This window comes from Paracoccus sp. MC1854 (genome assembly GCF_014164635.1).
Taxonomy (GTDB): Bacteria; Pseudomonadota; Alphaproteobacteria; order Rhodobacterales; family Rhodobacteraceae; genus Paracoccus.
Window position 1 is genome coordinate 1 of the sequence record NZ_JACJFU010000049.1, and the last position, 12,621, is coordinate 12,621.

Here is a 12,621-nt window from a genome sequence, read left to right on the forward strand (position 1 = left end):
GCAATGGCTCTGGACTTACAACAACGACCGCCCGAACATGGGCATCGGCGGCATCACACCCGCCCAGAAACTGAAAATGGCCGCATGAGTTCTACGAATGGACCCCGTTAGAAATGGGAGGATTACCCGGTGACGACCCCTACATCGTCTCTCCCGCTCAGATAAAGTTCGGGGGCATGTGGTTTTGGAAGGACGCCATCTTCGCAGCCATGCGCCTTCAGTCCCTGGCCGCGACCAATCAAGCGCGGCTGCTGCTTGGTCCTCCTTCTGTCGTGCGCCTGTCGCCACCGATCTATTCACCCTCCATCGATCTTGATGACTGGTGCCGTGCTGTCGATCTATTGCCGGGTGACGCCCTAAGCGCCACTGACGCCAATGCCGACCGTATCAAATCAATGTTCTTCGGAGATGTGGCAGATGCGTTTGTGCCCGTTCCAGCCACGGCAACATGATGCAAATGTCTGACGTCAGCGCTCATGGGACGGATTAGGCAGATTGGTTGAAGGAGGTTTCTGGCTCATTGTGACCTTCATGGAGCGAAGATGAGCAAGAAACCCGTGACGACGAAAGTCGAGGCCGATCAGGCCGTGAAAGACATCCGGCGGGCGACCCGCCAGGTCCACAGCGCTGAAGAAAAGATCCACATTGTCCTGGCTGGGCTTCGCGGAGAGGACAGCATCGCAGAGCTGTGCCGCCGCGAGGGGATCGCCCAGAGCCTGTATTACAGCTGGTCAAAGGAATTCCTCGAGGCTGGCAAGAAGCGCCTGGCCGGCGACACGGCGCGTCAGGCAAGCAGCGGCGAGGTGAAGGATCTGCGCGCCGAGGCCTTGGCGCTCAAGGAAGTCGTGGCAGAGCTGACGCTCGAAAATCGTCTCCTCAAAAAAAACACGATCAGGGCTGGGGGCGACCACGAATGAGATACCTTGGCACCGAAAAGCTCGAGATCATCCGCATCGTCGAGCAGTCCCACCTGCCGGTCCGCCGGACCTTGGCCCAGATCGGGATCCCGCCGACAACCTTCTACCGGTGCTATGATCGATACGTCGAGCATGGCCGGGAGGGGCTGGACGACCGCCCATCCTGGCCATCGAAGGTCTGGAACCGCATTCCCGACGCTGTGCGCGACCGGATTGTCGCTCTGGCGCTGCAAGAGCCCAACCTGTCGCCACGGGAGCTTGCGGTCCGCTTCACGGATAGGGAAAGGTATTTCGTGTCAGAAGCTTCCGTTTATCGGCTGCTGAAGTCCTACGACCTGATCACCAGCCCTGCCTATGTGGTGGTCAAGGCCGCGGACGAGTTCAGGGACAAGACCGCTGCGCCGAACCAGATGTGGCAGACCGACTTTACCTATCTCAAGGTGACTGGATGGGGCTGGTTCTACCTGTCCACCGTGCTGGACGACTTCTCGCGCTACATCGTGGGCTGGAAGCTTTGCACCAGCATGAGGTCAGGCGATGTCAGCGCAACGCTGGATATTGCGTTGGCGGCATCCGGATGTGACCGGGTCACCGTGCTGCACAAGCCCCGGCTGCTCAGCGATAACGGCCCCTGCTATATCGCCAGCGACCTTGCCGAATACCTCGACCAACACGGCATGGATCATGTCCGCGGGGCCCCAAATCACCCGCAGACGCAGGGCAAGATCGAACGCTGGCATCAGACCCTCAAGAACCGGATCCTGCTCGAGAACTACTACCTGCAGGGTGAACTCGAGGCGGCCATCGCCGCCTTCGTCGAGCATTACAACAACCATCGCTATCACGAGAGCCTCGGCAACCTGACACCCGCTGACGTCTACTTCGGGCGCGGACCGGCAATCCTGGCGGAAAGGGAGAAGATCAAGAAACTGACCATCCAGACCCGGCGCTTGATCCATCAGCGCCAGCCAGCATAACCTCAACCCACAGAGCCAGAGCCCTCCAGACCAAAATCACGCAGCCTGTTCCAAATCATTCGACGACGGACAAGCCGGAACGTCGAGACGCGCATCCATGTGTCAAGGAAACCGTCAGGCGTTTGGAAAGAATTAACTATTGCCTGCCAATATGTCGCACGTGGAACCGATTGGCAGGACCCTTTCACGCGATTATACAACCTATAGTTGTTTATCTGATTCTTCTTACAACTATGGATAGTCCGTAGCCGCATCCAGCCACAGGCAGATGCGGGCACCGGGTTTTTCCATCCGTCCATTGGCAAGATCGATAACAAGGGACCGCGCCATCATGGCAGCCAAGGCAAGACCGGGACAGTTGGGAATTGCGACGCCTTTCGGGGAGTTGCTCGGCAAGTCGGATGCAGAGATGCATGCCGAATTGCAGGATTACGCGGACATGGGAGTGGACTGGGTCCGCCTCGACATCCACTGGTCGCTCGTGCAGCCGACCAGGAACGGTGGGCTCAACTGGACCCTCGTCGACAAGGTCTTCAATGCCGTCGACGCCAAGGGCTTCGAGATCGTGGCGATCCTCAACAACACGCCGGACTGGATGGGGAGTTCCCTCTCCTCGGCGGCGGATCAGGCCGCCTATGCGAAGTTCGCATCAGAGGCGGCAAAGCGCTACGGGCACATCGTCGATTACTACGAGGTCTACAACGAGCCCAACATGAACGGGGTCTCGCCGCAGGATTACACGAAGATCCTGAAGCTGGCCCATGGCGCGATCACCGCGGCCGACGGCAATGCCACCGTCATCACCGGCGGCCTCGCCTCGATCCCGTCCAGCAGCAATGGCATGTGGGGCGCGGTCGATTACCTCAAGCAGATGTATGCCGCCGGAGCGAAGGATTACTTCGATGCCGTTGGTTACCACCCCTACAGCTTCCCGCTGATGCCCGGCGACAGCAAGGCCTGGAACGGTTGGCAGATGATGGAGGACGGCATCCGCGGAGCCATGGTCGCGAATGGCGACGGCGACAAGCAGGTCTGGATCACGGAATACGGCGCCAAGCAGGCAGGCAGCGGCGTGACCGTCAGCCCGGGCATGGCGGCGCAGATGCTGCGCGAAGCCGTCGAGCTGGCTGAGGACACACCTTGGGCCGGGCCGATCATGTGGTTCTCGTATCAGGACTCCGCCTATGAGCCGGGCTTCGGCCTGCGCGATGCGACCGGCAAGCCGAGGGAGGCCTATTATGCCTTCAAGGAACTGGCGAACCAGGACAACGATCCGTTGCCGGCGCCGGCACCCGCGCCGGTCGTGGTTGCCCCGCCGGCCCCCGCGCCAGTTCCGGCTCCGGCTCCGGTGCCGACACCTGCTCCCGCGCCCATGGGGAAGATCATCGAGGGCACGCGCGGCAACGATGTGCTGCGCGGCACCAGCGGCGATGATGTTCTGCGCGGCAATGGCGGGCAGGATACCTTCCATGGCGGTGCCGGGAAGGACACCTTCGTCTTCCAGGAAGCCACCAAGTGGAACTCCATCAAGGACTGGCAGGACGGCGACATCATCGACCTGCGCAGTATCGATGCCGATATCGGCCGCTCGGGGGACCAGGCCTTCCGTGTTGTCGGATCGAACTGGCTGAACGGCGCCCGAGATCTCGGCGTCTATTTCGATCAGGCCAACAAGAAGACCTACGTCCAGGCCACCGTCGACAGCGGCAAGGCCTACGAGCTCAACATCGTGCTCGATGGTGTGCACAAGCTGGACGCGGGCGACTTCCTGCTCTGATCCGCACCTTGGACCTCGGCGCAAGACGTCGCCGAGGTCACCTCAGGGACCGGCCAGGTCAGCCTTTCGGCTTCGTCTCAGTCCTGCGGCCCGCGCGCCGGGCTGCTGCCGCACTGACGCGGTGGACAAGCCATCGCTTAGAGCACCTAATGCTCTGTTGAAACCTTGGGGTGGTGATCGGGTTTGGCTGTCGTCGGAGGTGATGCCGAAGCGAGGCAGTGATGCGCACCATGACGAAGTCTGTCCTCCAGGTCGCCCGTGACGCCCTGAACCGCGCCGGAGCGCGACCGATTGCAGTCTAGGCTCACCGGAGTCTTCCATAAGACCCGGACCAGTCTGTATGGATGGGAGGATAATGGTATCCGTCCGGTCTGAGGGCTACCGGGTCCAGTGCCACGGCAGCAGTTCGTCGACCTTGGTAATCCTGTAGTCTGGGATGCGGGCGGTGGTGTCGGCCAGCCAGGCATGGGGATCGACGCCATTCAGCTTGGCCGTTTCGATCAGGGTGTAAGCGATGGCGGCGGCCTTGCCGCCGGCTTCGGAGCCGACGAAGAGGTAATTCTTCCGCCCGAGGGCAATGGTGCGCATGCCGCGCTCAGCCGTGTTGTTATCCAGTTCGAGGATGCCGTTGGCGAGATAGGGACGCATGCGCTCCATGCGCGTCAGGGCATAACGGATCGCGGCGGCCAGCGGGGATTTGCCTGAGATGCGGGTCAGTTGCATGGCCAGCCAGAGCTCGAGATCGTCGAAGACCGGGGCGGCGCGGGCCTGACGAAGCTCGACACGCTTGTCCGGCGGCAAACCTCGGGCCTCCTTCTCGACGGCATAGAGCCGGGCGATCCGGCGGATGGCCTCTTCGGCGATCGGAGAAGCCTGGGCACGATGGATGTCGACGAACTTGCGCCTGACATGGGCCATGCAGGCGACTTCGTGGATCGCGCCGGACCGATAGAGATCCTCGAACCCGGCATAACCATCGGCATGCATCCAGCCGTGGAAGCGGGCGAGGTGGTCCTTCGGGTGCTGACCCTTGCGGTCGCCGGAGAAGCGATACCAGGCGGCCGGGGGCGCCGCCCCGGCCCATGGCCGTTCGTCCCGGGCATAGGTCCAGAGCCTTGCCGTTTGTGTCTTTCCAGTGCCCGGCGCCAGCATCTGCACCGGCGTGTCGTCGGCGAAGATCGCCTCGGCCGAGAGGACATGGCGGCCAATGGCATCGGCCAGCGGTTCCAGCAGCGCGGTGGATTTGCCGACCCAGTCGGCCAGCGTGGAGCGATCAATGTCGAGGCCCTCGCGCTCGAAGATCTGGCTCTGGCGGTAAAGCGGCAGGTGGTCGGCATATTTGCTCACCAGCACATGGGCCAGGAGGCCCGGGCCGGGACGGCCGCGCTCGATGGGGCGCGAAGGCAACGGGGCCTGGACGAACCGCTCACAGCACGAACAGGTCAGCCGCGGCCGCACGATCCGGTTCACGATGAAGCGGCCGGGGACGTATTCCAACTCTTCGGTCACATCCTCGCCGATCCGGCGCAGGCGCCCGCCGCAATCGGCGCAGGCATCGGTGCCGGGGCTCAGTTCCATCTCCATCCGCGGGATGTGATCCGGAATTGGGCGACGCTTCGGTTTATCCTTCTCCTCGATGTCCGGCAGCTTCATCCGCGCCATCATCGCAGCGGCGGCGATCTCGCTGGTTTCCAGCGCCAGCTGCAGCTGCTCCGCGGTCTCCGACGAGGCCCCGAACCGGTGCGCCCGGTGCCCGGCCAGTTGGTGGCGCAGCTTCTCGATCAGGATCGCCTGCGCCTTCACCTCGGCCAGAAGCCGCGTCGTGAAGCTGCGCAGCTCCTCGGGATCGTCCGGCAGAGTGACGGGTTCGTCGAGCATGAGACGAGCTTATCGGACTGGATTCCACGTGGGAATCCTCAACGATCCGGACCGGTCGCTTATCCCGCCGCCAGCGGCTGCCAGGTCCGCTGCGGGGCCCGCCAGTCGATCCCTTCCAGCAGCATGGCCCGGCTCGCGCGGCCCACAGGGCGATCCTGCCGTCCGTTGCCGAGGGCCAGACGAAACGCCCCCGCTCCAGACACTTCAGGAACATGCAGGCGCCCTGGCCATCCCACCAGATCACCTTCACCAGATCGCCGCGCCGGCCCCGGAAGACAAACAGATGCCCGCCGAACGGATCCTGCTTCAGCACTGCCTCGGCCTGCGCGGCCAAGGCCGCGAAGCCCTTGCGCATGTCCGTCACCCCGGCCGCGAGCCAGACCCGCGTGTTGGCCGGCACCGGGATCATGCCATCAGACCCCGGATCAGCCGCGCCAGAGCCTCGGGATCGTAGCGGCCCGTGATCCGCATCCGCTGCCCGCCGGCGAGCTCGATCTCGATCCGGCCCACCTCGGCGGCCGGCGCGGCGGGAGCGGCAGGAAGCTCCCTGGGATCCTGCACGATCTCGACCGGCAGAAACTGCACGCCCTCGGGCGAGCACCCGCCCGCTAAAGGCGCGGGCGCAAAGCGAGCATCACGCAGCCATTTGAAGATCAGGTTTGCGTTGACCGCGTAACGCCGCGCGACCTGAGCAACCGAAACGCCCGGAGCCGTCGTCTGAAAGCAGATCGACCGCTTCTCCTCGTCCGTCCAGAGCCGCTTCGTCCGACGCGCCACGTCCGCCCCATAGTGTCCACCATCCATAGTGGACACTATCGATCACTCTCTCACCGTGGCAGAGCGGTCACGCCGGACGGATACGGATAATGGAGCAAATGTCATCTTCCTGCCGCAGGTCAGGAATCCTCCCCGGGTGACAGAGCAAGGTCCGGTTAACGCCCTGTGACTGGTATCTGTAGTCCCCTATGGGTGAGGGCGGCGCGGCGGGGTAAAACCCGCCGCGTCTGTATGAAGAAGGTTCTTCTTGCGGGCGGACACCTAGCAGTTCGAGGGGGTGAACGCTTGGGACTTGACCCGTGGCGAGTTCCAGATGCCGAAGCTCGGGCACAGGAACCCAACGCACAAACTAACCCCTACTGCTGGCGTGCCTTGCGATTGGCATAGCGGCGGTCGCGGTCGGCCTTGCGTGCGGCATCATCCTTGATGACCTGGGCGATCAGGCTGTCAGCCTTCTCACGGGCTTCGACCTTGGCTCTGGCAGCAACAGCAGCGGCATCCTGATATGCCGCCTCCTCGGCCTCAAGGCGCGCCTGCTCCTGCTGCCGCTCCCGCGTCTCGGACTTTATCCGATCCCGCTCCTCGCGCCGCTCGTCCCGCGCCGCGGCGATGGTCACAAGCTCTTCCTGGCGCGCAAGGCGCATGGGTTCGGCAGCGTCCCTTGTGGCTCGGTAGGCGCGAAGGAGCGCGGCTTTCGCATCGGCAGCGGCGCTGCGGCGGTCGGCAAGATCGTTAGTTTTCGCGGTTCTCAAGTCTGTATCCTGTCTGACGTGGGGTTGGCCTGAAGGTCAGACCCTTGTGGCGCGTTTTGCGGCGCGGGCCGTGGAGCCTTCGTGCGGTCTTCAAGTTCCCTTGCCAAGCGAGCTGTCCTGAGCCGCAAGGTCTTTTCCTTGCGGGCAGCTGCGGTATCGTCGAGTTCCGCGACGGCTCGCTCTCGCGCTAGGAACTGCGACTGAACTTTCGCAAAGGCAACTTCGGCCTGCTGGCGCAGCCTGCTGTGGGTCGGTGTCATGGCCATTCACCTCCGAAAGCTCGTGTCATCAAGCGGCAAGAAAAAAGGCCAGGCAAATTGCCTGACCTTCATCGGTGCCCTGCTCTCAGGAACGCGGTTGCATTCCTGCGCAAGGAAAGCAGACGCCAAATCAGGCGGCCTGGAGGTTGCAGGCCGACATCTTGCCCGACTTGCTGTCGCGTTCCATGTCGTAGCTGAGCTTCTGGCCTTCGGTGATTTCACGCATTCCCGATCGCTCTACCGCGGAGATATGGACGAATGCGTCCGCGCCGCCATTGTCAGGCTGAATGAAGCCGAAACCCTTGGTGCCGTTGAACCATTTCACTGTGCCGGTGGTCATGATGAACCCTTTCATAGGCATGTTGACTGACCGTGGCGCAAAAGCGTCACGGACGGGGATAGCGATTTTTGAAAGGGAGGTCTGTTCAGGGCGCGGTGCCAATCGCGCAACAACCAAAGCTCGGCAAGCAAATATCGACCTGGCGCTGATAGAAGTAATGATCTCTGATGTCAATCCTAAAATCTTGGCATTTGCCGGTAGAAAATGTTCCGTCTCCTTTACAAGTCATGAATTCGACTGCGCGGGCGTTGCGTATTCTGGTGCAGGCCACCTCATTTCCTCGGCATCCTCAGCCACGAGGTTCTTGTCCAGCCAGGTGTGCCCTTACATTGCCTGTGCAAGGCCGGCCTTGCATCCGGCACAGGCCGGGTTCAGTGAAACGGCTGTGACCCATTCTTCAGATCACTCTCGGTCCTTGGCGGCGCTCGGCTGGTCGGCGTTCTTCGACGATCAGTTGGACCCGGCGGAAACCGCTTTCGCGAGGATGCGCGTCGCGACCGTTCATCGAGCCCGCATGACTGCCGAGTCCGTTTCGGGACCCGTGCGGCTGAAGCTGCCCGTCCACGCCAACACAGCCGATCACGCGGTCGGTGACTGGGTCCTGGTGGAGCCGGAAACCTGGATGCTCGTCCGGCGGCTGGCGCGGAAGACCCTGCTGCAACGGCGCACCGAGGGCGGCCGGGTCCCGCAGCTGATCGCGGCAAACCTGGATACACTCTTCATCGTCACCTCCTGCAACGACGACCTCAATGTTGCGCGGCTCGAGCGCTATCTGGCACTTGCGAATGAGGCGGGCACGACGCCGGTGATCGTTCTGACAAAAGCGGATCAGGTGGCGGACGCCGGACCTTACCGGGAGCAGGTGACAGGCCTGCAACGTGGGCTGGATGTCGTGACGCTGAATGCCAGGTCGCCGGATGCGGCGCTGGCGCTGGCGCCGTGGTGCGGCACCGGTCAGACAGTCGCCCTGGTCGGCTCGTCGGGGGTGGGGAAATCCTCGCTGCTCAACACGCTTGCCGCGAAGGTACCGGAAGAGGCGCAGTTGACCGGCAGCATCCGCGAGGCGGACTCGAAGGGGCGCCACACGACCACCTCGCGCTCGCTCCATGCCATTGCCGGTGGCGGCTGGGTGATCGACACGCCCGGCATCCGGACGCTGCATGTCAGCGACATCACCGCCGGACTGGACCTGCTGTTTGCCGAGATCACCGAGCTTGCGCCCCGATGTCGCTTCGGGAACTGCACCCACTCTCATGAGCCCGGATGCGCGGTTCTGGCGGCAGTCGCCGCCGGAACGCTCGATCAGGTGCGGGTCGATCGCTGGCGCAAGCTTCAGGAGGAGAACCGGAACAACACCCCCCTCCAGTCCGGGCCACGCGGGAACAAGACGACGAAGGCCCCCGGCAGACGACGCTGAAGGTGATCTCAGGACCTGACCCGGCCATTGCCAACTGTCGTCCGCACCCCTCGAGCATTGCGGTCATCGGTGCCTGGTGGCGCGAAGCCCCCGGCGCACAGTCAGCTTTGCCTGATACGGCTCGGTTTTCGGACGATGCCATAGCTTCCGGCCATGCAATCGAGCGGAACCTTGTCGGCTGTCAGGGTTCAGCCTGCTCGTCTGGTGTGTTCGCCCATTCCAGAAAGAGACTGTAGCCCACGGCCAGAAGCGCGGGACCGACGAAGATGCCGATGAACCCGAAGGCCAGGATGCCTCCGATGAATCCGAAGAATCCCAGCACGACCGGCAGATCGTTGGACTGGGAGAGGAGGTAAGGTCTCAGCACGTTGTCGATGGTGCTGATAAGCAGCGCGCCCCAGGCCACGACGAACATGCCCCACCAGAAGTCGCCCTGGACGATGAGCCAGATTGCGACCCCGGCCCATACAAACGGCGGCCCGCCGGGAAGAAACGACAGAACGAACGTGAGAAAGCCCAGCAGCAGGGCTGGTTCGATGCCGGCGATCCAGAAGCCCAACGCGGCCAGCAGGCCCTGTGTGTTGATTTCCACCCGGAACTGAGCCGGGTAGGCGCATAATTTCCACTGAGATTTGAGCCATGTGACCCTTCCCCCTGGTCGGAGAGCGACGGGGGGCAACGGAGTGATCCACATGGGACTTTTGAACATCATCCGGCGCATGGCTCTGCGGGAGAAGCTATCGATCCGCGAGATCAGGCGGCGGACTGGACTGTCACGCAACACGATCGCGAAGTATCTGAACGCCGGCACCATCGAGCCGAAGTTCACGACGCCGGATCGGCCGAGCAAGCTCGATCCCTTCGCGGAGAAGCTGGCGAGCTGGCTGAAGACCGAAGGGGGCAAGTCGCGCAAGCAGCGTCGGTCGGCGAAGCAACTGCACGCCGACCTGGTCGCGCTCGGCTACACAGGATCCTACAACCGGGTCGCGGCCTTTGCCCGGGAATGGCGCATCGATCGGCAGCGGGAGCAGCAGACGACAGGGCGCGGCACGTTCGTGCCCCTGACCTTCCGCCCGGGCGAGGCGTTCCAGTTCGACTGGAGCGAGGATCACGCGATCCTGGGCGGGGAGCGCACCAAGCTCCAGGTCGCCCACATCAAGCTCTCGCACAGCCGAGCCTTCCTGGTCAGGGCCTATCTCTTGCAGACCCATGAGATGCTGTTCGACGCCCACTGGCACGGCTTCCGCGTGCTCGGCGGCGTGCCGGGGCGCGGCATCTACGACAACATGAAGACGGCGGTGGATCGGGTCGGTCGCGGCAAGGAGCGGCGGGTCAACGCCCGGTTCCTGGCCATGGCGAACCACTACGTGTTCGAGCCGGAGTTCTGCAATCCAGCCTCGGGCTGGGAGAAGGGACAGGTCGAGAAGAACGTTCAGGACGCCCGACCCCGTTTGTGGCAGCCGATGCCCAGCTTCCCCGACCTGGCGGCTCTGAACGGCTGGCTGGAACAGCGCTGCCTGGAACTGTGGCACGAGATCCCGCATGGCACGCTGCCCGGCACGGTCGCCGATGTCTGGGCCCAGGAGCAGGCCGCGCTCATGCCGTTGCCGCCCGCCTTCGACGGCTTCGTCGAGCAGAGCAAGCGCGTCTCGCCCACCTGCCTGATCAGCTTTGAGCGCAACCGCTACAGCGTGCCAGCATCGTTTGCCAACCGACCCGTCAGTCTGCGGGTCTATCCGGACCGCCTCGTTGTGGCCGCGGAAGGACAGATCCTGTGCGAGCACAGGCGCCTGATCCAGCGCAGTCATCAGCTGCCGCCCCGCACGATCTACGACTGGCGGCACTACCTGGCCGTTCTTCAGCGCAAGCCGGGGGCGCTCCGCAATGGCGCGCCCTTCACGGAGCTGCCGCCCGCCTTCCGGCAGTTGCAAGACCTGATGCTGCGGCGACCGGGTGGGGACAGGGAGATGGTCGACATCCTCGCCCTCGTCCTTCAGCACGACGAGCAGGCGGTGCTTTGTGCGGTGGAACTGGCTCTGGATGCGGGCGTGCCCACCAAGGCCCATGTGCTGAACCTTCTGCACCGGCTGGTGGACGGCAAGACGACCGGCGGTCCGCCCATCGACACGCCCCAGGCGCTGGCCCTGCGCCGCGAGCCCAGGGCCGATGTGGAGCGCTATGACGGCCTGCGGGCCCGGGTCGCGGGAGGCCGCCATGCGTCATGACCCCGCCAGCGGCGCCATCGTCATCATGCTCCGCAGCCTCAAGATGCATGGCATGGCCCAGGCCGTTACCGACCTGATCGAGCAAGGGGCGCCGGCCTTCGAGGCAGCGGTGCCGATCCTGTCGCAGCTGCTCAAGGCCGAGGTCGCGGAGCGCGAAGTCCGCTCCATCGCCTACCATATGAAGGCGGCCCGGTTCCCGGCCTACAAGGACCTCTCGGGCTTCGACTTTGCCGCCAGCGAGGTCAACGAGGCCACCGTCCGGCAGCTGCACCGCTGCGAGTTCCTGGACGGGGCACAGAACGTCGTGCTGATCGGCGGGCCAGGCACGGGCAAGACGCACATCGCAACCGCCCTCGGCGTCCAGGCCGTCGAGCACCACCGCCGGAAGGTCCGGTTCTTCTCGACTATCGAACTGGTCAACGCTCTCGAGCAGGAGAAGGCCAAAGGCAAAGCCGGCCAGATCGCCGAGGGCCTGACCCGCCTCGACCTCGTGATCCTCGACGAGCTCGGATACCTGCCGTTCAGCGCCTCGGGCGGCGCGTTGCTCTTCCATCTGCTGAGCAAGCTCTACGAGCGCACCAGCGTCGTCCTCACCACCAACCTGAGCTTCAGCGAATGGGCTACCGTCTTCGGCGACGCGAAGATGACCACTGCGCTCCTCGATCGGCTCACCCACCGCTGCCACATCCTGGAGACCGGCAATGACAGCTTCCGCTTCAAAGCCAGTTCCGCCTCAGCAACCCGGAAAAACAAGGAAACCGGCCCAGCCTTGACCCAGGCATGACCCGAAAACCATAATCAGAGGTGGCTCACTTCTCGATGGAAAATCCGGCTCAGTTCCGAGTGGAAATCAACAGCCAGTCGGTCCAGGAGACGAGTTTGGCCGGACTCCTGGGTGCGAACAAATCACGGAAGAGCAGTTGAAGAACTACGATCATTGCGTCTCGTGCGGATCAAGTATCGGGCTGGATGAAATCCAGCGCGGCCTCTGCCCCCGATGCGTCACTCGGCAGGAGCAGCGCCGATCTCCTGGCCTCTGGACCCGGCTTTTTCTGCTTCTCCGAGGCTGATCTCACATCTCGCCAAGCCAGGACGATGGAAACGCATTTCGGCCCGTGTCACTATGACAGGAGAGGAACTCCTCGGAAATCGTCTCCTGATCAGCGAGACGACCGGCGTTGTTGCAGAACTCTGCCCTCGGAAGGATTCACTGGAGTGGTCCAGCGGGTTAAGGGCCTGCCATGACCAGGCCTGAACCCACCCGCTACCGCACGACGAACTGGAAATCCTACAATGATGGG

General features: G+C 63.4%; 11 protein-coding genes and 1 pseudogene. 6 read left to right on the forward strand and 6 right to left on the reverse strand.

Features of this window, described 5'->3' with window-relative positions; all coding sequences use genetic code 11:
* Window positions 1-176: 176 nt before the first annotated feature.
* The 3 genes from H5395_RS16575 (at window position 177) to H5395_RS16585 (ending at window position 3,671) form a co-directional block, all read left to right on the forward strand.
* Window positions 177-452, forward strand: coding sequence for a hypothetical protein (locus tag H5395_RS16575; RefSeq protein ID WP_182793649.1), 276 nt, complete (start codon window positions 177-179; stop codon window positions 450-452).
* Window positions 453-542: 90 nt separating this feature from the next.
* A protein-coding gene (locus tag H5395_RS16580; protein WP_182793650.1) for an IS3 family transposase occupies window positions 543-1,894 on the forward strand; the annotation gives its coding sequence in 2 pieces (ribosomal slippage) (window positions 543-879 and window positions 879-1,894; 1,353 coding nt in all).
* 331 nt (window positions 1,895-2,225) lie between these two features.
* On the forward strand, window positions 2,226-3,671 hold the full coding sequence (locus H5395_RS16585; protein ID WP_182793651.1) for a cellulase family glycosylhydrolase: 1,446 nt from the start codon (window positions 2,226-2,228) through the stop codon (window positions 3,669-3,671).
* 378 nt (window positions 3,672-4,049) lie between these two features.
* Here the strand turns inward: H5395_RS16585 and H5395_RS16590 are convergent, their stop codons facing one another.
* The 5 genes and pseudogenes from H5395_RS16590 to H5395_RS16610 form a co-directional block, all read right to left on the reverse strand.
* On the reverse strand, window positions 4,050-5,549 hold the full coding sequence (locus tag H5395_RS16590; protein WP_182793652.1) for an IS66 family transposase: 1,500 nt from the start codon (window positions 5,547-5,549) through the stop codon (window positions 4,050-4,052).
* A 59-nt stretch (window positions 5,550-5,608) separates the two neighbouring features.
* Window positions 5,609-5,958 (reverse strand): annotated as a pseudogene (tnpB, locus tag H5395_RS19600) (IS66 family insertion sequence element accessory protein TnpB).
* Complete coding sequence (locus tag H5395_RS16600; RefSeq protein WP_370576492.1) at window positions 5,955-6,326, reverse strand: transposase; 372 nt, start codon at window positions 6,324-6,326, stop codon at window positions 5,955-5,957. The pseudogene tnpB and the gene H5395_RS16600 overlap by 4 nt, the downstream one beginning before the upstream one ends.
* A gap of 356 nt (window positions 6,327-6,682) precedes the next feature.
* Window positions 6,683-7,078: a DUF6481 family protein gene (locus H5395_RS16605; protein WP_182793654.1), complete on the reverse strand. Its 396-nt coding sequence runs from the start codon at window positions 7,076-7,078 to the stop codon at window positions 6,683-6,685.
* 390 nt (window positions 7,079-7,468) lie between these two features.
* Entirely contained in the window at window positions 7,469-7,678 is a 210-nt protein-coding gene (locus tag H5395_RS16610) for a cold-shock protein (protein ID WP_182793655.1), read from the reverse strand.
* Between the two features lie 415 nt (window positions 7,679-8,093).
* On the opposite strand from H5395_RS16610, the gene rsgA reads away from it, so the two are divergent.
* Entirely contained in the window at window positions 8,094-9,095 is a 1,002-nt protein-coding gene (gene rsgA / locus H5395_RS16615) for a ribosome small subunit-dependent GTPase A (RefSeq protein WP_255440765.1), read from the forward strand.
* Window positions 9,096-9,276: 181 nt separating this feature from the next.
* Here the strand turns inward: rsgA and H5395_RS16620 are convergent, their stop codons facing one another.
* Window positions 9,277-9,687 carry an AI-2E family transporter gene (locus tag H5395_RS16620; RefSeq protein ID WP_220495098.1) on the reverse strand — a complete coding sequence of 137 codons (411 nt, stop codon included), beginning with the start codon at window positions 9,685-9,687 and terminating at the stop codon, window positions 9,277-9,279.
* 100 nt (window positions 9,688-9,787) lie between these two features.
* On the opposite strand from H5395_RS16620, the gene istA reads away from it, so the two are divergent.
* Together istA and istB are read left to right on the forward strand one after the other, a co-directional pair.
* Window positions 9,788-11,320, forward strand: coding sequence for an IS21 family transposase (gene istA / locus H5395_RS16625; RefSeq protein ID WP_182793658.1), 1,533 nt, complete (start codon window positions 9,788-9,790; stop codon window positions 11,318-11,320).
* The gene (istB, locus tag H5395_RS16630) at window positions 11,310-12,104 is read left to right on the forward strand and encodes an IS21-like element helper ATPase IstB (RefSeq protein ID WP_182793659.1); all 795 of its coding nucleotides are present in this window, start codon (window positions 11,310-11,312) and stop codon (window positions 12,102-12,104) included. Before istA ends, istB begins: the two co-directional genes overlap by 11 nt.
* The last annotated feature ends 517 nt before the right edge of the window (window positions 12,105-12,621 follow it).